The organism is Thermovenabulum gondwanense (genome assembly GCF_001601575.1).
GTDB lineage: Bacteria > Bacillota > Thermosediminibacteria > Thermosediminibacterales > Thermosediminibacteraceae > Thermovenabulum > Thermovenabulum gondwanense.
Genome location: NZ_LOHZ01000043.1, coordinates 13,012 through 35,441, shown reverse-complemented (window position 1 = coordinate 35,441; position 22,430 = coordinate 13,012). Strand labels below are relative to the sequence as shown.

Annotated in this window: 19 protein-coding genes and 1 other annotated feature; of the genes, 2 read left to right on the top strand and 17 right to left on the bottom strand. The window is 41.1% G+C overall.

Annotated features, from left to right (window positions below; translation table 11 throughout):
- Position 1: 1 nt before the first annotated feature.
- The 13 genes from ileS to ATZ99_RS10375 form a co-directional block, all read right to left on the bottom strand.
- Positions 2 to 3,151, bottom strand: a complete 3,150-nt coding sequence (gene ileS, locus ATZ99_RS10435; protein ID WP_068749176.1) for an isoleucine--tRNA ligase — start codon at positions 3,149 to 3,151, stop codon at positions 2 to 4.
- A gap of 59 nt (positions 3,152 to 3,210) precedes the next feature.
- Positions 3,211 to 3,412 (bottom strand) — a binding site (T-box leader).
- Between the two features lie 38 nt (positions 3,413 to 3,450).
- Positions 3,451 to 4,533, bottom strand: a complete 1,083-nt coding sequence (locus tag ATZ99_RS10430) for a bis-aminopropyl spermidine synthase family protein (RefSeq protein WP_068749175.1) — start codon at positions 4,531 to 4,533, stop codon at positions 3,451 to 3,453.
- Positions 4,534 to 4,690: 157 nt separating this feature from the next.
- Positions 4,691 to 5,806, bottom strand: a complete 1,116-nt coding sequence (locus ATZ99_RS10425; RefSeq protein WP_068749174.1) for an S-layer homology domain-containing protein — start codon at positions 5,804 to 5,806, stop codon at positions 4,691 to 4,693.
- Positions 5,807 to 5,976: 170 nt separating this feature from the next.
- The gene (locus ATZ99_RS10420; RefSeq protein ID WP_068749173.1) at positions 5,977 to 7,224 is read right to left on the bottom strand and encodes a Glu/Leu/Phe/Val family dehydrogenase; all 1,248 of its coding nucleotides are present in this window, start codon (positions 7,222 to 7,224) and stop codon (positions 5,977 to 5,979) included.
- 27 nt (positions 7,225 to 7,251) lie between these two features.
- Entirely contained in the window at positions 7,252 to 7,911 is a 660-nt protein-coding gene (locus tag ATZ99_RS10415) for a 3-oxoacid CoA-transferase subunit B (RefSeq protein WP_068749172.1), read from the bottom strand.
- Complete coding sequence (gene atoD, locus ATZ99_RS10410; RefSeq protein WP_068749171.1) at positions 7,908 to 8,558, bottom strand: acetate CoA-transferase subunit alpha; 651 nt, start codon at positions 8,556 to 8,558, stop codon at positions 7,908 to 7,910. The genes ATZ99_RS10415 and atoD overlap by 4 nt, the downstream gene beginning before the upstream one ends.
- A gap of 3 nt (positions 8,559 to 8,561) precedes the next feature.
- Positions 8,562 to 9,746, bottom strand: a complete 1,185-nt coding sequence (locus ATZ99_RS10405; protein ID WP_068749170.1) for an acetyl-CoA C-acetyltransferase — start codon at positions 9,744 to 9,746, stop codon at positions 8,562 to 8,564.
- 323 nt (positions 9,747 to 10,069) lie between these two features.
- Positions 10,070 to 12,028, bottom strand: coding sequence for a TRAP transporter permease (locus tag ATZ99_RS10400; protein WP_068749169.1), 1,959 nt, complete (start codon positions 12,026 to 12,028; stop codon positions 10,070 to 10,072).
- A 66-nt stretch (positions 12,029 to 12,094) separates the two neighbouring features.
- Complete coding sequence (locus ATZ99_RS10395) at positions 12,095 to 13,090, bottom strand: TAXI family TRAP transporter solute-binding subunit (protein ID WP_068749168.1); 996 nt, start codon at positions 13,088 to 13,090, stop codon at positions 12,095 to 12,097.
- 37 nt (positions 13,091 to 13,127) lie between these two features.
- Positions 13,128 to 14,486 (bottom strand): aspartate aminotransferase family protein, encoded by a 1,359-nt coding sequence (locus ATZ99_RS10390; protein ID WP_068749167.1) that lies wholly within the window; start codon positions 14,484 to 14,486, stop codon positions 13,128 to 13,130.
- 35 nt (positions 14,487 to 14,521) lie between these two features.
- Positions 14,522 to 15,334, bottom strand: a complete 813-nt coding sequence (locus tag ATZ99_RS10385) for a beta-keto acid cleavage family enzyme (protein WP_068749166.1) — start codon at positions 15,332 to 15,334, stop codon at positions 14,522 to 14,524.
- Between the two features lie 517 nt (positions 15,335 to 15,851).
- A complete protein-coding gene (locus ATZ99_RS10380) occupies positions 15,852 to 17,162 on the bottom strand; it encodes a sigma-54 interaction domain-containing protein (protein WP_068749165.1) in 1,311 nt (436 codons plus the stop codon).
- A gap of 292 nt (positions 17,163 to 17,454) precedes the next feature.
- A complete protein-coding gene (locus ATZ99_RS10375) occupies positions 17,455 to 17,880 on the bottom strand; it encodes a PPC domain-containing DNA-binding protein (RefSeq protein ID WP_157074753.1) in 426 nt (141 codons plus the stop codon).
- 120 nt (positions 17,881 to 18,000) lie between these two features.
- Here ATZ99_RS10375 and ATZ99_RS10370 point away from each other — a divergent pair, with 120 nt between their 5' ends.
- On the top strand, positions 18,001 to 18,387 hold the full coding sequence (locus ATZ99_RS10370; RefSeq protein ID WP_068749164.1) for a HEPN domain-containing protein: 387 nt from the start codon (positions 18,001 to 18,003) through the stop codon (positions 18,385 to 18,387).
- A complete protein-coding gene (locus ATZ99_RS10365; protein WP_068749163.1) occupies positions 18,363 to 18,707 on the top strand; it encodes a nucleotidyltransferase domain-containing protein in 345 nt (114 codons plus the stop codon). The genes ATZ99_RS10370 and ATZ99_RS10365 overlap by 25 nt, the downstream gene beginning before the upstream one ends.
- Here ATZ99_RS10365 and ATZ99_RS10360 read toward each other — a convergent pair.
- The 4 genes from ATZ99_RS10360 to ATZ99_RS12030 all read right to left on the bottom strand — a co-directional run bounded on the left by ATZ99_RS10360 (position 18,704) and on the right by ATZ99_RS12030 (position 22,419).
- Entirely contained in the window at positions 18,704 to 19,492 is a 789-nt protein-coding gene (locus ATZ99_RS10360; protein ID WP_068749162.1) for an SDR family oxidoreductase, read from the bottom strand. The genes ATZ99_RS10365 and ATZ99_RS10360 overlap by 4 nt on opposite strands.
- A 33-nt stretch (positions 19,493 to 19,525) precedes the next feature.
- Complete coding sequence (locus tag ATZ99_RS10355) at positions 19,526 to 20,401, bottom strand: fumarylacetoacetate hydrolase family protein (protein ID WP_068749161.1); 876 nt, start codon at positions 20,399 to 20,401, stop codon at positions 19,526 to 19,528.
- 78 nt (positions 20,402 to 20,479) lie between these two features.
- Positions 20,480 to 22,018, bottom strand: a complete 1,539-nt coding sequence (locus tag ATZ99_RS10350; protein ID WP_245641378.1) for a TRAP transporter permease — start codon at positions 22,016 to 22,018, stop codon at positions 20,480 to 20,482.
- A 23-nt stretch (positions 22,019 to 22,041) separates the two neighbouring features.
- Positions 22,042 to 22,419, bottom strand: a complete 378-nt coding sequence (locus ATZ99_RS12030) for a hypothetical protein (protein WP_222927110.1) — start codon at positions 22,417 to 22,419, stop codon at positions 22,042 to 22,044.
- Positions 22,420 to 22,430 lie beyond the last annotated feature (11 nt).

Below are 22,430 nucleotides of genomic sequence, written 5' to 3'. Positions count from 1 at the left end.
ATTAACCTCTTTTACATCTTTTTATACCCAGCATAACGCCGAACCCGTTTATATCCCATTCCTTCAAGAAAACATCCGGCGGCATCGTTTCACTGGATATATTTAGGGCGAGGGTATCTTCCTTAATGCTTTCTCCGAACATATTAACCGCCTCCCGAATTTCTTTTGAGCCCGACTGATAATAAACCGTTATTTTGTCTTCTACTTCAAACCCTGCTTCCTTTCTCATGTTTTGAATTTTGCTGGTAAGCTCCCGGGCAATCCCTTCCAGTAAGAGTTCTTCTGAAATATGGGTATCCAGCACCACGTAGTATCCCGCTTCACCCTCGGTGCAGTATCCCGCTTTATCTTCCGCCCGTATATCTAATTCTTCCTCTTTTATAGTAATTTCCTGCCCTTCTACGTTGATTTTTATTTCACCCTTTTCTCTGGCTTCCCGGATCAAAGCAGAAGCCTTTGCCGAAGAAATTTCCTTTGCTATTTTGGGCATGAGTTTTCCGTATTTTGGCCCCAGAAGGTCAAAGCGGGGTTTTAGCATGTAGGTAAAGTATTCCTCTGCCACATCTATATACTCTATTTCTTTTATATTGAGCTCCTCTTTAATGATACCCGTTAAATCCCTGATAAGGTCCTCGTCCTGGACATTTCTAAGCTGCACCATCATCTTTGACAAAGGCTGGCGGTTTTTTATCTTTGCTTTGTTTCTCGCCGCTCTTCCCAGCTCTACGATTCTCCTTGCCAGTTCCATCTTGTGCTCGAGAACCGGATCAATTAACCCTTCTTCTACTTCAGGATAGAAGGTCAGGTGTATGCTTTCGGGAGCTTCAGGGTAAACTTCCCTTACAAGGTTTTGATAGATTTCTTCCGTAATAAACGGAACAAAAGGTGCTGCCATTTTTATGAAATCCACCAGTGCTTCGTACAAAGTCAGATATGCGGAAATCTTATCCCGATCCATCTCTGATTTCCAGAACCTCTCCCTGTTTCTCCTGACATACCAGTTGCTCATATCGTCCACCAGCTCTTCTAAAGCCCTGGCAGCGGATGTAATATCGTACTTCTCCAGCTCTTCTCTGATCTTTTTGTTTATGCTGTTTACCCTGGACAATAACCAGCGGTCCATCTCCGGCCTTTCTTTCGGATCAATTTGGTAAGCCTTCGGATCAAAATTGTCGATATTAGCATAAAGGACGAAGAAAGAGTAAACATTCCACAAAGTCCCCAGAAATTTCCTCTGAGCTTCACTGACCGCCTCTTTGTAGAACCTGCTGGGTGCCCAGGGCGGACTGGAAACGTAAAGGTACCAGCGCATAGCATCCGCACCCTGGTTGTTTAGAATCTCCCAGGGATCAAGCACATTGCCTTTATGCTTGCTCATCTTCTGGCCGTACTGATCCAGCACGTGCCCCATAACCAGCACGTTTTTATAAGAGGATTGATCAAAAAGCAGGGTCGAAATTACAAATAAACTGTAGAACCATCCGCGGGTTTGATCAATGGCTTCCGCTATAAAATCAGCGGGAAAATGGGTCTCAAACACTTCCTTGTTCTCAAAGGGATAATGAAATTGAGCAAAGGGCATAGAGCCGGAATCAAACCAGCAGTCAATTACCTCCGGGACCCTTCTCATATCCTTGCCGCATTCAGGGCAGGAAAGGATTACTTCATCCACATAGGGCTTATGCAGTTCTATGTCTTCAAAAGGAACCTTGCTCATTTCTTTTAGTTCCTGAATGCTTCCTACCGCATGGTGATGACCGCACTCTTCGCAAACCCATATATTTAAGGGTGTTCCCCAGTAACGCTCCCGGCTTAAACACCAGTCAATGACGTTTTCCAAGAAATTACCGAATCTTCCGTCCCTGATATGTTCCGGATGCCAGCCTATTTTCTGGTTCAATTCTAAAAGCCTTTCCTTAATAGCCGTGGTTTTTATAAACCAGCTGCTTCTTGCATAATATAAAAGGGGTGTATCGCACCTCCAGCAGAAGGGGTAGGTGTGCTTATATCTTTCAGCTTTGTAAAGCTTTCCTCTTACCTTTAACTCCTTAATAATACCCTTATCCGCATCTTTTACAAATAGCCCTTCCCACAGAGGAACCTCTTTGGTAAATTTTCCCTGAGCATCTACCGGTTGTAATACGGGTAATCCGTACTTTTGTCCCATCCTGTAGTCGTCTTCACCGAAGGCAGGAGCCATGTGTACTATGCCTGTCCCTTCATCAAGGGTTACGAAATCTGCTAAGACCACATAAAACGCCCTATCCTTTTCTTTTTCGAAGAAAGGAAAAATTGGCTCGTATTTTTTACCTGCTAAACTCTCCCCGGAGAATTTCTCAATTATTTCATATTCCCCTTCCAGGACCGAGAGCCTGCCCTCAGCAAGGATAAGATAATCCTCACCCTGTTTTACCTTTACGTAGGTATAATCATCCTTCACCGCTAAGGCCACGTTGGAGGGCAGTGTCCAGGGGGTTGTGGTCCAGACCAAAAAGTAGGTGTTTTCTTCATCCAACACCCTGAACTTAACAAATACCGAAGGATCTTCGACCTCCTCATAACCTTGTGCCACTTCATGGCTTGAAAGAGAAGTGCCGCAGCGCGGACAGTAAGGTACTACTTTATGCCCCTTGTACAAAAGCCCTTTCTCCCAGAATTTCTTCAAAGCCCACCAAACTGACTCGATATAAGTGTTGTGATAGGTGACATACGGATCGTCCAGGTCTATCCAGAAACCGACCCTTTCCGTCATCTTTCTCCATTCCTGCTCGTAGGTAAAAACGCTTTCCTTGCACTTTTTGATAAATTCTTCTACACCGTATTCTTCTATCTGCGGTTTTCCGCTTATACCCAGCTGTTTTTCCACTTCCAGCTCTACCGGGAGTCCATGGGTATCCCATCCGGCTTTCCTGTCGACTCTGAAGCCAAGCATAGTCCTATATCTGGGAATGAGATCTTTTATTACCCTTGTAAGAACGTGACCGGCATGGGGTTTTCCATTTGCGGTGGGAGGCCCCTCGTAGAAAACGTAATTGGGGGCATCTTTTCTCTGCTCGATGCTTTTTTTGAATATCTCATTTTTCTTCCAGAACTCGAGTATACTTTCTTCTATGGGAACAAAGTTCATGGTGGGTTCGACTTTTTTAAACATCCTCTTTTTTAACCTCCCTTTATTTTTCTGAAAAATAAAACCCGCCCTGTTCCAGCAATGGAAGGGGCGGGTTATTTCCGCGGTACCACCCTAATTTGGGGCTCATTTAATATAACGGCTTTTTGCCGCTGGCGCCTACTCTTTTTTCGGGCCAATACTCAGGGGTGATCTTCGAAAAGCTTATGCCCACCGGGCTTTCACCAAACCCCGGCTCGCTTTGGAGCAAAGAAAGCTTCCTACTTTCCCCGTCATCGCATTTTTTTGATATAAAATTTACTAAATAATATACAATAATTTTGTTATTTTGTCAACGAAACAGGCTTGTAAATAAGAGCTTCGTTATCCAAATAAAGCTCGCATTCCTGGGGTTCATTGTCAACTCCCGAAAAGCCGCTTACCGTTTCTATCCTGTACATAGAAGAACGGTACCAGTTCAATTTTGGTTTTACCTGCACGAAGGAGTAATCGTCTCTTATGCTCTCTAAAAGGTAACCCCAGTTCACGTACTGGTTGAAATCCTCAATTATATCCGTTATAGTCACATCGAACTTATTTAAAAGCATTTTTTGAAATTCTCTCCACTTTACAAAAGAAGATTCAGCTTTTGTGATCCCGAAATATCCTGCACATCCTTCACCCTTTAAACCCGCAAGTCCTCTTTTCATAACAACTTCCAGAGCTTCAATGGTCTCGGGAGGATCGGTAGTAAAAGTATCGAAAGCCCTGACAAATTCCCCGGGAAGGCTTTGTCTGAAATCGTATTTATAAGCTTTTACAGGAAGCTCCAATTGAACTGCTTTTTTATTAATGTAATCGATAATTCTATCATCGATTTCCAGAACAACCACTTCCTGGGGAAGCTCCGACAAACCGGCGGCAAGGCTAACCAGGTCGTCGTCCCCCAGGACCAGAAGTTTTTTACCTTCCAGGTCTCCTCTTTCCGCCATCATGGCTATTCGGCTTATAACCGTCTTTGAAGTGACATAACCCTGGTCATAGTCTATAACAGCTTCGGGACGATCCTTGGTCTCCTGTTCAAATCTTTTAATCAATTCATTGAATTCTGAAAGGTCAAGACCCCGCCTTTCGCAGTGAGGACATGCATAATGCCTTTTGGGGTAAATCCTGTACACTTCCACCAATTCTTTTCCGGCCTGAGTCAAACCTATAGTACCATCCTCTCTGTTTTCCAAAAGGCCCTCGTTTATAAGGATACCTACGGTTTCGGCTACTATATTAAAAGGTTTTTGAGAAAGATAAACCACTTCCCAGAAATGCGAGACCCTCTGCAGGCAAGAAAGGATATTCTCCACATCCCTTGCGGTGGTTTTAATACCCGTTCTTCTTTCCACTTGCCGGGCAATACCCGCTATTCCGGTCATGGTCCACCTCCGTAAATATTAATTTTTAAAGCACATAAAAGGACCCTGTATGTATTATGCATACAAGGCCCTTAGCATATTTTATTATATATAAGGAATATCTTTTTCGTCAAGAGCTTCTTTTATGCCCTTTTTATTCTGTAAATATATCATTTTATTATTTTATTATTTCTACGCTAATTATATTTTTATCATGGGCTTTTATTTCCACATAAGATCCTTCTTTTAATTCCGAAAGCCGGACTTCTTTCCCATCTTTTTTAACAGAAGTATTTTCGGTCAAATTAAAGGTTAAAGTGTTATTTTCGTTTAAGAGATACCATTCTTTGACCTCCAGCACCGGTCCCCTCATGTATATAGATGGACCGTCTTTAACCTCACCAAATACCAGTATGCTTTTACTAATATTTTCATCCAGACCGCCGGTTTTTCCTGTTAAAACATAACGGCCGGATGTGGTTTCCAGTTCATAGTGGAGTCCTTCAATTTCGCTCACCTTTAAAATACCCGGATATGCATTAGTTTCCTTACCATAGGTGTATAAAGTTACCGTTTTAGCATTTTTATCTACATCTACAATTATTCCCTTTACCGTTACCGTCACCTTTTGATCATCATCTTTATCACCTATTAAACCATCCAAGTTGTTTATAATAACGGCCATCTCGGCCCGGGTAACCGGCTTATTGGGCATAAATAGATTCCCCGGATAACCTTTCATTAATCCCAAGTCGGTAATTACGTAGACGTATCCCACCGCATCTTTTGGAATCGCACTGGCATCCTTAAAGGAAAGCTTATCGTTCATATGGCTCTGGGCTATCGATTCCTTGCCAATTGCTCGCACAATATACCTTGCCACCTCGTGTCTTTTTGCGGGTTCGTTGGGACGGAAATTTTTTAGCTCTTCAGACTTCACGAGTCCTTTTTCCACCGCTACAGCAACATAATAGTATCCTTCCTTCCAGGAAAGTTTAATATCCTTTACTTTTTGGGGAAGTTCCGCTTTAAAATCAACTTCCTTTTCCCAGCCCATTATTCTTAAAGCCATAATAATCGCCTGCAGATGAGTAACGGGATCCTTTGGTTTAAACAGTCCGTTGGGAAAACCTTTTATAACTCCTTTTTCATACATCCTGTCTATGGCAAACTTTGCCCACTCAAAACCTTCCCCCACATCCTTAAAGTTTAATTTAGGCTTTGCAAAAACCGGAGAGGCCATAACGGAAACAATCAGCAGCATCATCAGCAGCCCCGCTATAAATTTTTTCATGCCTTGCATACCTCCATTTTCCTGCTTTTTTTACATTATATAATTACGGAAAATCCCCTGTTAAATTCGGTGTAAATTTTTTTATAACAATATTATAATAAATGAAGAATAAAAAAACACCTTACTCGGATTGGATATCCGAATAAGGATTTATGAATAAATAAATCAATTTATACCCTGCCTCTTAATTTCAAGGCTTCGGCAATTCTCTTTATTGCTACCATATAGGCGGCTTCTCTCATGTTCACATTAGATGAAATATGCATATTGTAAACTTCATTAAAAGCTTTTACCATTATGTTTTCAAGCCTACTGTTAACCTCTTCCTCTGACCAATATAAATTCATTAGGTTCTGGACCCACTCGAAATATGATACTGTCACTCCTCCAGCATTGCATAGAATATCTGGAATTACGAGGATACCTTTCTTATACAGTATTTCATCAGCTTCCGGTGTAGTAGGACCGTTGGCGGCTTCAGCTATAATCTTCGCCTTTATTCCAGCAGCATTATAGCTCGTTATAACGTTTTCTAAAGCCGCAGGAACGAGTATGTCCACATCGAGTTCCAAAAGTTCCTCTCCTGATATGCTTTTGCTCCCGGGATATCCTTTTACAGTCCTGTTATTCTTTTTATGTTCGAGAACCGCCAGTGGGTTCATTCCTTCGGGATTATATGCGCCTCCTTGAGAGTCGTTTACTGCAACGATCCTGCAACCCAGTTCGTGAAGCAGTTTTGCTGCGATACTGCCCGCATTTCCATAACCCTGGATGGCTACGGTTGCATTTTTTAGGTCAAGGCCAATCCTGCCGGCGGCTTCTCGTATTGTAAACACGGCTCCCCTTGCCGTAGCTTCGTTTCTTCCGAGAGAACCACCGAGGATGACTGGTTTCCCTGTGACCACTCCTGGGGTATTGTAACCCTTAATCTCACTGAATTCATCCATAAACCAGGCCATTACCTGGGCATTGGTGTATACGTCAGGAGCGGGAATATCTTTTTCAGGACCTATAATGGGGCTTATTGCTCTAAAATATCCGCGGCTGAGCCTTTCCAGTTCCCCTTTAGACAGTTCCTTGGGGTTGCAGCGTATCCCGCCTTTACCGCCGCCGTAAGGAATACCTACAACTGCGCACTTGAAGGTCATCCACGCGGATAGCGCCTTTACTTCATCAAGGGTCACATCTGGATGGAATCTTACACCTCCTTTAGCGGGTCCTATAGCCGTACTGTGCTGGGAACGGTAACCGATGAAGGTCTTGATGGTGCCGTTATCCATCCTGACTGGAATTGATACAACCAGCACTTTCTCAGGTTCTTTTAAGACTTCATAATATGATTCCTCCAGTCCCAATTTGCCACAGGCCGCTCTAATCTGTTTCTGAACGATTTCGAAAGGATTCAAAGTTTCTGTCATTTTATATCCTCCCTCATAATTCTTAATTTATATATTCATTATTCTTAAATTTTTATCGATAATAAAGTCAGCTTCGGTTACCTTTTTTATATCCTCTACGCTTGTCCCCGGTGCAATTTCTTTTAAAACCAGACCTTTGTCCGTTACTTCAAATACGCCCATTTCCGTTATAATCATATCCACCACCCGGATTCCGGTAAGTGGAAGCGTGCATCTTTTTAATATTTTGGGTTTGCCCTTTGCGGTATGTTCCATAGCTACGATGACTTTTCTAGCTCCCACCACCAGGTCCATGGCACCTCCCATACCAGGTACCAGCTTACCGGGTATTATCCAGTTGGCCAGGTTGCCCTCCTGGTCTACCTCCAGGGCCCCCAGCACCGTCACATCCACATGCCCTCCCCTGATAATCGAAAACGAAAGGGAGCTATCGAAAAAGGCAGCACCCGGTTTTACAGTTATCATCTGCCCTCCGGCATTTACCAGATTGGGATCTCCTTTTTCGGGTTCCGGCGCCGGCCCCATACCAATTATGCCGTTTTCCGACTGTAAAAACACCTCCACTTCTTCCGGGATGTAGTTGGCCACCAGTGTCGGTATGCCGATCCCCAGGTTTACAACGTATCCGTCCTTTAACTCTTTTGCTGCTCTTTTTGCAATTATCTCTTTGGCATCCGGCAATTTTATCCCCTCCCCACTATGTAGTCCACAAATATCCCAGGAGTTACTATAATATCCGGGTCCAGTTCTCCTACTTCAACTATATGATCGGCCTCCAGTATCACCAGATCCGCCGCCATGGCCATTATCGGGTTGAAATTCCTCATGGATTTGTAATAAACGGTATTGCCAATCCTGTCAGTTTTGTACCCCCTGATAAGGGCCACATCTGCCCCCAGCGGTTTTTCCAGTAAATATTCTTTATTGTCTATCTTAAATTTTTCTTTTCCTTCTTCCACAATAGTCCCGACCCCCGTAGGTGTCAAAAAACCTCCAAGCCCAGCCCCTTTGGCCCTTATCCTTTCCACTAAAGTCCCCTGCGGGACAAGCTCGACTTCTATTTCTTTTGCCGTCATCTGTCTTCCCGTTTCAGGGTTTGTGCCGATGTGAGAAGTAATAACTTTTTTAACCCGGCGGTTTACTATCAGCCTACCTATACCTTTATCTGGAAAAGCCGTATCATTTGCAATAATAGTGAGGTCTTTTACTCCCCTCTCTATTATTCCGTCTATTAGTAGTTCCGGCGTCCCGTTGCCTAAAAAACCGCCTATCATTACTGTCATCCCGTTTTTTATGAGTGAAATTGCCTTTTCCAGGTTTATTACTTTATCCATTTTTCACACCTCCCGTTCTACTATTAAGGCACAGGCCTGGCCTCCCCCTATACACAGTGATGCAAGCCCGTACCTGGAGTTTCGCCTTCGCATTTCGTAAAGTAGTGTGACAAGTATCCTGCAGCCGGACGCTCCTATTGGATGCCCAAGAGCTATGGCTCCACCGTTGACGTTCACTCTGTCAGCGGGAAGCTCCAGTTCGTTTATTACAGCCAGAGATTGCGCCGCAAATGCCTCGTTAAGCTCAATCAGATCCAGATCTTCAATTTTAAGTCCCGCCTTTTGCAAAGCTTTTTTAATGGCATTAACCGGGGCTATCCCCATTATAGCTGGTTCGACCGCAGCAACCCCATGAGAAACAATCCTAGCCAGCGGCTTCAATCCCAGGCTTTTTACTTTCTCTTCTGAAGACAATATCACCGCCGCCGCCCCATCATTTATACCCGAGGAATTCCCTGCTGTGACAGTACCACCTTCTTTGAAAGCCGGCTTTAATTTAGCCAGGGCCTCGTAAGTAGTACCGTATCTTATATGTTCATCCTTTTCGAATACCAGAGGCTCTCCTTTTTTCTGCGGTATCACTACGGGCACTATCTCGTCGTCAAACTTTCCTTCTTTTTGGGCCTTTTCGGCCTTTTGCTGACTCTCCAGAGCAAACCTGTCCTGTTCCTCTCTGGAAATCCCGTACCTTTCCGCCAGGTTTTCTGCGGTTATCCCCATATGGTACTGGTTAAACACATCGGTTAAACCGTCGTAAACCATCACATCGATTAGCCTACCGTCATTCATGCGGTATCCCCACCGGGCATCGTTAAGAAGGTAGGGTGCCCTGCTCATATTCTCCATGCCGCCGGCTGCAACAATATCCGCATCTCCTATCATTATAGCCTGAGCTCCAAGTATGACCGATTTCAACCCGGAACCGCAAACTTTATTAATCGTCATCGCTGGTACATCTATGGGAATCCCCGCTTTTAAAGAAACCTGTCTCGCTGGGTTCTGTCCAAGCCCAGCCTGCAGGACATTGCCCATTATCACCTCTTCTACGGCCTCAGGGCCAATGCCAGCCCTTTTAACAGCCTCTTTGACAGCTATCGCTCCAAGTTCAGGGGCAGGAATTCCCATAAGGCTGCCTCCGTATTTTCCAATTGGCGTTCGGGCAGCACTAACTATAAATACATTTCTCATTAATTCATCCCTCCCTGAAAAACTTTTATAAACTACCAGTCATATGAACTTAATTGGAATTCTGTAAAATTAATCAAGCAAAAAACGTACCAGAAGCTTTTTCTTTTTTAAATACCCGTTATTACATTTAGTTATTTATTTTAGTTATTTATTTTTGAAATTTCGGTAAAAACTATTGCTGTTATCATTATCGCTGGTGCTAAAGAATTGCAATGATTCAATTTTGAATAATATAGTTGCATATTTGAATCAACTGGCAATTTTATTCGACGAGCTGACAAAAAAATAAACTTCCAGAATTCCTGGAAGCTTTAATAAAAAATTTAAGAACTTATTCTAATTTTTTCAGCGCTTTTAACCATGCGGGGGCGTTGCAACAAATATATTATCACCATTGCTGCGATACCAAACAAATTTGAAGTCGGTTCGGGGTGAACCATACTCAGACCGCTGATAAATAAGAGGATTCTCTCCCAAGTTTTAGTTTTAGCAATAAAATATCCTGAGATCGAGCCCGCAATGCATACCATGCCCAAAACAGCTGTAGCTATATCTATTAAAATCTTAGCTGGTGAGGCATTTACAAGGACCAGACTCGGCGCTATGGCAAAAATATACGGAACAATATATGCGGCAAAAGCTAGTTTTGACGCTTCAAAACCCGTTTTAAAGGGGTTTGAACCGGCTATACCTGAACCTGCAAAAGCAGCCAGAGCGACAGGAGGAGTAATATCGGCGATTATGCCGAAATAAAAAACGAATAAGTGAGCCGCTATTAATGGAACGCCAAGATTTACAAGCACAGGAGCGGCCACAGTCGCCTGGATAATGTAATTTGCTGATGTAGGCACCCCCATTCCAAGTAGAATTGAAGTCAACATTGTGAGAAACATTGTAATATAAATGTTTCCTCCAGAAAGCTGTACTAAACCGTTCGATAATTTTATGCCTAACCCCGTAAGGGTTACTACACCAACGATAATACCTGCAGTAGCACATGCAAGCGCAACTCCGATAGCTGATCTTGCTCCATCTTCCAATGCTTCTAATATATTTTTCATACTCATCCTGGTATCATGGCGAATATAACTTACTGCTATTATTATTAGAATTCCGTAAAAAGCTGCCTTCATTGGAGTCTGACCTTTAGCGAGCATAAATACAATAGCAACGATAGGCATGCCTAAAAACCACTTTTCTGAAAAAAGCTTGCGCCAATTAGGAAGCTTATCTTTTTCCAGGCCTCTCAAGCCATTCTTTACAGCTTCTAAATGAACCATTATTAATATGCCAGTAAAATACAATATAGCCGGTATAGCAGCTGCAGCAGCTATTTTAATATAGGGAATATTCGTAAATTCTACCATTATAAAAGCGGCTGCGCCCATTATTGGAGGCATTAATTGTCCTCCAGTGGAAGCCGCGGCTTCTACCGCAGCTGCAAATTCTTTACGATACCCTATACTTTTCATCAAAGGTATTGTGATCGAACCCGTTCCTACCACATTTGCCACCGAGCTTCCTGTAATTGTACCCTGGGCTGCGCTAGCGATAACTGCAGCCTTAGCTGGACCACCCGTAGCACCTCCTGCTATCCCCATTGCAATATCTGTAAGCCAGTCACCAATCTTAGTTTTCTGTAGGAAAAAAGCAAAAACTAAAAAGAGAAAGATGAAGGTCGCAGAAACTGATATAGGCGTACCCAAAATAGATTCGGTGCTAAGCCATGCATAGGTAAAGATTCTATGAATCGAATATCCCCGGTGTGCGAAAAATCCTGGAAAGTACCTTCCTAAATTTGCATAGAGTAAAAAGAAAGAAGCAAGAATAACAAGTGGTAATCCTACAACTCTCCTTGTAGCTTCAAGAACCAGCAAAACAGCTACCGCTGATATCATAAAATCTACCTTTGTATAAGAACCGGCACTGTGAATAAGCCTTTCATAATTTACAACATGATAAGCTGAAACTATTACCGATAAAACAGCTAGCAAGCAGTCGAATAATGATATTTTATTGCTCCTGTCATTTCGCCGAAATGGGTAAAGCAAAAAGCTCAGGACAAGTGCAAACCCAACGTGAGGTGCCCGCTGTATTGTAGATGGAAAAACCCCGAATGCTGCAGTATAAAGCTGAAAAGCCGACCACGATATGGCAATGATAGTTACTATATATTTCCAGTTGTTGGTTAACCTGCGGTATGCAAACTCCCTATCGTACTTAGACATTAAATCTTCCGGCGAATGAATTTCACAATAATCTTTTGGCCCCTCTTGCTGCATTTTTCATCCTCCTCATGTTGATTTAAGGGTAGGCCGGGGATATTAGCCCCGGCCTTAATTGGTACTTTACATCATTCCTTTCTCTTTGTAAAATTTGATTGCCCCTGGATGAAAATCTGTGGTAATTCCCTTTATAGCATTATCTAATTTTATCTGTGCACCGGCCGCATGTCCTTTAGCAATCTCATCACTTTTTTCATACAACAACTTTGTTAGGTTGTAAACCAGTTCTTCGTCCAAATCTTCTCTAACGTACAGTACAGCCTGTAATGAGACAGTATTGATCTCCGGGTAATCCTTTCCTTTGTAACTATAGGTGCCTGCAGGAATAACATAAGGAGAAACCAGAGGAAATTCTTTCTGCAATTGCTCTGCTTCTTTGCCGGTTATTTCTAAAAATACTACTTCTTTTGCAGTAAGAAGATCCACAATGGCTGCCGCTGGTGCCGCCAGCACATTCCATGCAGCATCCAGCTGTCCATCTTTCATTTTGTTAACAGCATCGCCGAAAGTATCATAATGCACCTGCATATCTTCCATTTTTAAGCCGTATACCTTCAGTATATGGGGTACAGTCGCCGCAGTTCCGCTACCCACAGGTCCGGGGGAAACCCTCTTGCCTTTTAGATCTTTTATGCTTTTTATACCGCTTTCTTTTAAAGCAACTCCTTGAATTATTTCAGGGTAAACAACGCCGACAGCTCTGAAATTCTTTATGGGTGAATTAAAGGAACCCCTTCCATTCCAGGCATCATCAGCAATATTGTTCATAGCAAGAGCTATATCCGCATCACCGTTACCTATGAGACGTAGATTTTCTACCGATCCTCCTGAAGGCTGAACAGTAACCTGTAGCCCATTGATGTTTTCGTTCCACACTTTTGCGATTGCACCACCCAAAGGATAATAAGTACCGGCTGTCCCTCCTGTAGCGAAATAAAGTTCGGTTCTCTTCGGCTTCTCTTCCGCAACGGGTTTAGATTGATTTCCTCCACAGGCCGTAAGAATGACCATAGCAATTAGCAGAAGAATAATCAAATATTTTGTTTTCCCTTTGAACACAACACAACCCCCCAAAACTTTTTAATTAAAAATTAATTTACAATACCTGCTCACACGTCTTTTTGATGCCTCTTTCCAGCTTTTCGTAAAGTTCGTCTACCTCCTCCTTTGTTATATTCAACGGCGGAGCCAGCAGGAAATGATCGCCTCTTACACCATCAACTGAACCGCCACCAGGATATACGACAACCCCTTCTTCCAAACAGTTAATTGTTACTTTTCCTTTTATATTTTCCGATACATCGAAAGGTTCTTTGGTTTCTCTGTCTTTGACGAATTCTACGCCTATCATAAGCCCTTTACCCCTAATATCTCCCACTATCGGGTACTTATATAACCCCTGTAGCTTCTGCATCAAATATTCGCCTTGCTTTGCGGCATTTTCTACATATCCTTCTCTTTCTAGTATATTTATGACGCAAAGAGCAACAGCACAGGACAGAGGATTGCCACCATAAGTGTGACCGTGCACAAAGTTTCCTGAACCTTTTACCATAATTGTTTCAAATACTTCACCATTAGCTATAGCAGCACCTATTGGAGTGTAACCACAGCTCATACCTTTCGCTACGGTCATTATGTCCGGCACCACCCCGAAGTAGTCAACGCCAAATTTCATACCTGTGCGGCCAAATCCACTCATTACTTCATCAACTATTAAAAGAACATCATATTTTTTACAAATCTCCCTTACCATTTCAAAATAGATTTTTTCGGGATGAGCTCCTGGTGCTGCGGAACCGACTACCGGCTCAGTAATGAAGGCTGCAACATTTTCTGGCCCTTGCCTGAGGATTTCCTCTTCCAGGGCCTGAGCCGCCTTGATGCTGGTTTCCTCAAGAGTTTTGCATCCCCAAGGATTTCTATAATGATAGAATTGCGGTATTTTAGGGAAAGCAAGCAACATAGGATCGTAAATTTTACGGCGCGGTGTATCGCCTGTCATCGAAAGGGCCCCTAAGGTTGCTCCGTGATATGAATTCCATTTGCTTATGACTTTCCACTTAGTGGTATTTTTGCCGTCCCTTTCTATAAAATACTGTCTTGCCATTTTTATAGCCGCTTCGGTGGCTTCAGATCCACCTGAAACGAAATGAACGTGATTAAGATCGCCAGGCGTCCATTCTGATATCTTTTCTGCACACTTTTCTATTACATCAACGGTCCAGCGGGAAAGATGTGTAAAGGCTATTCTCTTAACCTGTTCTTCATAACAACGCGCTACTTCTTCGTTGCCATGTCCAATATTTGCAACTGCAGAACCTGAACAGGCATCAATATACTTCTTCCCATCCTCTCCGTAAAGATAGATTCCTTTGCCGTATGCTATCCTTGGATAAATCCAGTTTTGATTCCTATAAAAAACATTATTTTTAGGAGCCTTATTGAGGCTCATTATAATCAAAACCTCCTTCATAATAAAATTTAATTTTATGCCAAATTTAATATTTTTCTTGCCTCTTTGGGCGTAGCAACTTCATGTCCTAAATCCCTTATAATTTGGACTGCTCTTTTTACAAGCATTTCGTTGGTAGCAAGCACCTTGGGTTCGTAAGAATACAGCAATACATCTTCGAGGCCCACTCTTACATGCCCTCCAAGAATAATTGACATAGCAATCAAATCCACATGGGATTTCCCCACTGCCGTTACTGTAAAAGTAGAACCGGGAGGCAAGAGCTCCACCATATGAAGCAGGTTCTTGGGAGTGCCGCTTATAGACCCCGGAACATTCATTACAAGGTTAAAGTGAAGGGGTGGTTTAATTACGCCTTTTTTTATGTAATAGTCTACATTTGTTATCATAGCCACATCAAAAGCCTCTATTTCAGGTTTAACTCCATTTTCCAGCATCTTCTTCCCCAGGTACTCTATGAGTTCCGGCGGATTTTCGTTGACGGCTGTCGGAAAATTCGACGATCCGGTGGCAAGGCTGGCCATTTCGGGTTTTAATTCAATACAGGCTCCTCTTTCCTTGCCTTTGCCGGCTCTAGCTCCTGTAGATAGTTGAATTATAATATCACATTTTTGCTTCACTTTTCTGATTATTTCTTCAAAAACTTTGGGGTCTGCAGTTGGTTTCCCATTTTCGTCTCTTGCGTGGATATGAGCTACTGCAGCACCTGCCTGATAGCAGTTGTATATATCCTCTGCTATTTCATCCGGCGTTACGGGTACGTAAGGGTTGTCTTCTTTTGTCGGAACATTACCCGTAGGGGCTACTGTTATAATTACTTTTCTCAAATAACAACACCTCCAAACTATATATTGCTTAAAAATATTAAGCAATTTCTATTTAATTGATTATTGCAAATAGTATGCCATATTTACTCAAGAATGTAGCCTGTTTTTACCTTCAACTTGGATCTATCGTTAGTGAAAATATATCATATCTGCAAAAGAGTTTCGATAATATAAGAATTATACCAACCTCATGCGATTCATTTTTGAATAGATGATTTCAAATATGAATCAAATAAATAAGCCTGCAATAAGTACCCATACGTTGTCGAGCAACAATTTTATCCGTTCCTTTCAAGTTTGTAAATTTAAATCCACACTATGCCGCAAAAACTTTTAAACTTAACATAAAAAGTCGACTCCTCGTAAGGTTATGGTCAATATAAAATTTTAGTAAAATAATAACTTGTTTATATTATAATGTCAAGAAGATGTAATGTTTATTTTTAAAACTTGACAATTATAGCAAAAAACTTAGATAGTCTCCCGCCTTGATAATAAAAGTGTTAAATATGAGTTGTTATATAATTCCGTATTTCTTTAACTTCCTTACAATTGTCGATTGACTTGTTCTTAGGGCTTCCGCCATCTTTCTGGTGGTTTTATAGAGGATTTTTGCCTGAGATAAAATCCTTTTCTCATACTCTTCCATGATTTTATCAAGGCCCATTTTGGTAAAATCCATATCATTTTCTCTAAAAATGTAATTGTAATCATCAATAGAAATAGAATCGCTTTTCGAAGTTACTATAAGTCGCTCAATTGTGTTTTCCAGTTCTCTTACATTTCCTTCCCATGGCATATTTATCAATAGATTTATAAGGGAAGTGGATAAGATTTTATTACAGCCGTACTTTTTATTGTACTTTTCAACAAAATATGTTATAAGTGGCGGTATATCCTCTCGCCTTTCTCTAAGAGGCGGAATGTGTATAGGCACTACATTAAGCCTGTAGTACAAATCCTCTCTAAATTTCCCTTCCTGAACAAGTTTATATAAATTCTTATTCGTAGCGGCAATAACTCTGACATCAACCTTAACCGGCTTTCTGCTGCCTATTTTGACAAATTCCATATCCTGGAGCACTCCAAGAAGCTTAGACTGGACATTCAACGGAAATTCTGCAACTTCATCCAGAAATATAGTGCTGTGATTAGCCAGCTCAAATAATCCCGGTTTGCCCCTTTTATCAGCTCCTGTAAAAGCTCCTGCTTCGTATCCAAATAGCTCCGACTCAATTAGGGTCTCTGGTATAGCGGCACAGTTCACCTTTATCATCGGTCTGTTTCTCCTTTTGCTGGCTCTGTGTATTATTTCAGCTACATGGCTCTTGCCTACCCCCGACTCTCCAATAATTAATACAGTGGAATCTACTGCGGCAACTCTTAAAGCCAAGTCTATAACCCTATTCATCGCTTCGCTGTATGCTACGAAATTGTTTTCTTCCGAAAGATTACCCCCAACACCTTCATTATCGACAGTATTTTTATATTCAATTTCGGTAAGATCGTAAACTGTGCTTACTACGTATTCGATTTCCCCGGCTTCATTAAATATGGGTTTTCCCCTTGCCAATAACCTTCTTTTAGTACAGGTATTGTAAATTACAGATGCCGGCGCCTTTCGCTCTAAAACCAGCAAAGTGGCAGAAGCCGAAAAATATCCCTTCTCAACCAGCTCTTTCATGCTTTTCCCGGTTAGCTCTTCATTTTTTATTCCCGACATCATTTCAAAAGTTTTATTAACACCTATTGTAGTCCCTTTACCATCCGTCAGATATACACCTGCATATAAGTTGTTTACAACAATTTCTAATAGCCTTTTGTCCATAACACTACCTCCAATTTAAAATTAAGTTCTGGTATTTTTGATATGTTATAATACTTAATATTACTTTTATAATATTTTTTTATTTTTAAAATAATATTTTCCTAAATAAAATAATTTATCTTAAAACAATATTTTTAAATTTATTTTATAACAAAATACTTTGATAGAATATACCTAAATTTTCAAAATTAAAAAGCACTTTATCAGATGTTTGCTAAAAGATAATTGGCCAAATATATTTTAGAAAAGAACATCTGATAAAGTGCTAAATAATTATTGTATAAAATGTTCATTATCCCCACAGATTTAGCCCCGTGACCTCATCGCGCTTTCTTTCAAGGGTAGGGCCAAGAAGCTCTTTTATGTAAAACTCTCCTGCAAACACTTCGGTACCTTCTATAAGGTGCCCTCCGAATACTTTCCCTTCATCATCGGAAATTGCTATATGAAGATGCAGCATGGGTTGGCCGTTTAATAACGATATATTTCCAATGCAGCTCACGATCTCCATAGGTTTTTCGAAAATCAGGTTATTATATACCTTTTTTTCCTGATCGTAAACAGCTATCTTTGCCCTTTTGCACGCACCTATTACCTCTATAATCCCGGCTTTAATTCCTTTCTCCTGAACAAAATCAGTAAGGGAAAGCAAAAGGTCGCTCCCGTAACCGAGCCTTCCGGCGAATTCCCGCCCGGTTCTGTATTCATTTACCAGCATGGCCAATCACCCCGTAAATAATTTATACATCAAAATTATACCATTTAATTCCTCTCTTATCTATTTTAAAGAATTATTTGATATAATAAAGAAAAAAGTTTACAAAGGAGATGTTATATAATGCGAAGAGAAGTTCTGGATTGGCTCGAAAGCTCAGAGTACGATTTTGAAACCGCAAAAGCAATGCTTGATGCTGGCAGATATAATTACTGCATTTTTATTTGCCACCAGGCTGTAGAAAAATTATTAGAAGCTTTGATAATACATTTAAATAAAGAATTTCCACCAAAATCTCATAATTTAATTACATTATTAGAAATGATTGATAATAACCCTGACAAAGATATGGAAACGATAATATTAAAATTGAATCCACACTATATGGTTTCAAGATACCCCGATGCTGCCGGAGGAGTTAATTATAAAATGTATAACAGGCAAATTGCTGAAGAATACTTCTACGATACAGAAAGGGTGTTAAAATGGTTAAAACAAAAGATGAACTGATAAAATTATTATCCGATTATATAAGCAAGTTAAAAAATACTATCAAAATAGAAAAAGTATTATTGTTCGGGTCTTACGCAAGAGGTGAAGCTTTAAAAACCAGCGATGTAGACCTTGCAATAGTATCGGAGGATTTTAATAAAATGAATTTTTTTGAACGCCTTGAGTTTCTGAATAAATACTGGAACTACGATATAGGAGCGGATATATTAGGGTATACTCCCGAAGAATTTGAAGACTTGTCGGGAAAAATAAGTTTTGTTTCCGAAATAGTAAAAACGAGTATCGATATTACCGACATTTGTTCTAAAAGAAATTAATACGCCTTTACCATACCACCATCGACAAGTATAATTTGGCCGGTGATATATGTATTTGCCGGCGAACACAGAAATACGGTTAATTTTGCGTATTCTTCGGGTGTACCGTACCTTCCTAAGGGTATATTTTTTGAAGTCTCCTTTCTTAATTCCTCAACGGTAATACCTGCTTTTTCCGCCCTTATTTTGTCCAAGTATTCCACCCTCGCTGTGCCGATTCTCCCTGGCCCTACAACATTTATCAAAATATTATATTTACCCAGCTCCTGGGAAAGAGTCTTGCTGAGACCGACCACGCCCATTCTAAAGGTATTTGACAGAATAAGATTGTCTAAAACCTGCTTTACGGAAGAAGAGGTAAAGTTTACAATCTTCCCTTCATTATTTCTTTTCATAAAGGGAAGTACTTCTCTTATAGTCCGGATATAGCTTAAAAGGCAAAGTTCATAGGCTTTTTGCCAGGCTTCATCGTCAAAATTGTCAAAATTCCCCGCCGGCGGTCCGCCGGTATTATTTACAAGGGCATATACGTCTTCAAAGGCCTCAACAGTATTCTTTACTAATCGCTTTATATCCTCGTAATTTGTCATATCCCCTACAGTAAAAAGCGGTTCTTTCCCGGTTATTTCTTTTATTTCCTTCTGCGTTTTTACCAATTCCTCTTCGGACCTGCTGAAAAGCATTACATTTGCGCCTTCTCTGCAAAATTCCAGAGCAGCAGCCTTCCCAAGTCCCGAACTGGACGCAGTAACAATTACTGTTTTATTTTTCAATCCCAGTTCCATTTTATTCCCTCCAAACTTATTTGCATATTTTTTCTATTTTCTTGCCTTTAAATCAATTACATTATTAATTAGAGGCTCAAAACCATCGATCCAGCATTCAACTGTATCCCCGTCGTTAATTTGAACAGCACGGGGTGTTCCTGTGGAAATAATGTCCCCCGGAAGAAGAGTCATCACCTTAGAATGAAAGGAAACAAGAAAGTCCGGCGGAAATTTCATATTTGATACCGTATTTTGCGCATATATTTCGCCGTTTTTTACCGTTGCCACCCTTAATTTCAACACATCCTCAATCTCGTCGGGGGTCACCAATACAGGTCCGAAGCTGAAGAAAGTATCAAAACTTTTAGCCCTCGTTAAATATCTGGGATTTTTTCTCAATATATCCTCGGCGGTAACATCGATTACGGTGGTAAACCCTGCTACATAGGAAAGCCAGTCTTCCCTCTCTACTTCTTTACATACCTTCCCGATTATAACCCCAAGCTCACTTTCGGCAGTAGTCTTTTCGGACTGGACGGGAATTTTTATAGCATCTTTATGGCCGATAATAGCTGTATCGGGCTTCATGAAACTTGCCGGTTCCTCATCGGGGGCTTTTTCTGCTAAATCCGATGCGTGTTCCACGTAATTTAATCCAATGCCCCAGATTTTTCTTGGCCTTCTGTACAACGGCCCGTATTTTACCTTTTCCTTAGGGATAAACTCGAGTTTTTCTATTTCCTTTTTACCTCCATTTTCGTACCAGTCCTTCATTTCATCCAACTGTCCTTTTTCAATAATTTCAAATAAATCCCTGGACCAATTTTTATTAAGTCTTTCACTTACTAAACTAACGGGAACCGCGCCTTTTTCCGTAATTATTGCCGCTATTTCCATTCCCAAAAGCTTAATTGTGGCAAGCCTCATAATTATTACCCTCCTTAATATTTAAAAATTTTCCTCTTTGGCTTAAATAAAATCACGCCAAAGAGGAAGTTTATTATCTCAGGATAAATTTTTATTTATCGTAACTTTCCTCTTTCCAATCTGAAGCAGTAAAACACCGGCTCCTATAACAACACCTATAATATCGGTTAATCCTCCCGGCTTTATTAAAAGCAAGCCGGCAATCATCATAAGAACCCTTTCAATTTTATTCATCGGCTTTAGAAGATATCCTTCAAAAGAAGAAGCTACAAAGGTAACACCAATCAGGGCTGTAATACAGGTGGTTATAATTGATAAAGCACTGCCTCCTATTCCGAGGAGTACGGGATTGTATACGTACATAAAGGGCACTATAAAACCTGCTATAGCCAATTTAAACCCCTCAAGCCCCGTTTTGTACATATCACCTCCGGATATACCCGCTGCTGCATAGGCCGCTAAGGCCACGGGCGGTGTAATGTTTGCAAGCATAGCGTAATAAAATACGAAGAAGTGGGATACGAAAGGTTTAACGCCGAGCTTCAAAAGTGCCGGTACTGCCATATTAGCCGTTAAAAGGTAAGCAGGAATTGAAGGCATCCCAACCCCCAGTATAATACATGCTATCATTGTAAATACCAATGTCAGAAACAAATTGCCTCCCGAAAGGGAAATAATTGCCCCTGCAATTTTGGAGCCAAGTCCCGTCAGTGTAGAAATACCAACAACAATACCTACAACAGCACAGGTTACCGCAACGCTTAAAGAACCTTTGGCACCGGACTCCAAAGCCTCTAATATCTTCGACAGGTTCATTTTATTCCTCGGGGTCAGCCAGCTGACGGGCACCGTCAATAGAATGCCAAAAAAGGCAGCAAAAGTTGGAGTATAACCCTTTACGAGAAGGTACACCAGTACAATTAAAGGTATCAATAGGAAAAACTTCTCTCTAAAAATCTTGCCTAAACTCGGCACTTCTTTTTTGTCCAATCCCCTTAAGTCCATTCGAACCGCTCTAAAATAAACCGTTATAAATACCCCGAAATAATATAGCAATGCAGGTATAATGGCCGCGTACATTATATTGACGTATTTTACCCCCAGGATCTCTGCCATTATAAAAGCTGCCGCGCCCATTACAGGAGGCAGGATTTGACCGCCGGTAGAAGCTGCAGCTTCCACGCCGCCGGCAAATTCCGGAGTATATCCTATCTTTTTCATAAGAGGTATAGTGAATGTTCCTGTTGTAACCACATTTGCCACCGCCGAACCGTTTACAGAACCCATTAAAGCGCTGGAAAGTACCGCCACCTGAGCGGGCCCGCCCCTTTTATCCCCGGCAATTGCCAAAGCTATCTCGGTTATAAAATCGCCAACACCGGATTTTAATAAAAACGACCCGAAAATGACAAAAAGTATTAAATATTGAGCCGATACTCCTATAGGAGTACCGAAAATCCCTTCTGTTGTCAGGTACATATATTCGATTATTTCGGGAATTGAAAAACCTTTATGGGAAAAATATCCGCTGAGCAGGTTGCCTGTTAAGCCGTAAAGCAAAAATATAACCGCAAGAATGGGAAGAACCAGCCCGGTTACTCTTCTTCCTGCTTCCAAAACAAGTATTACCAGAAGTATTCCTACCAGTATATCCAGGTGGTGGGCATTCCGGCACGGTTCACTATTTCGTGGAAATTTGCCCTTAAATAAAGGTACGGTATTATACTTGCAGCAATGAGAATTATATCAAAAAATTTAGTAAAACCGTTTTCTTTAGAACTCATGGGATATAAAAAGTAAATAAGGACAAGCATAAAACTTACGTGAATAGACCTGTGAATTATGGCTGTAGGTGTTCCATGCCAGGAGGTGTAAAGGTGATACAGCGCCATTGCTATTGCTATAAAAGATACCAATTTTTTTAAATTCCCTTTTAATTCCTTAGTCCTTTCCGTTTTATCGTATTTTTTTATAGTTTCCTGTATTTGATTTTCATTAACTATCTGTTTGTCGCTCATAAAAAAATCTC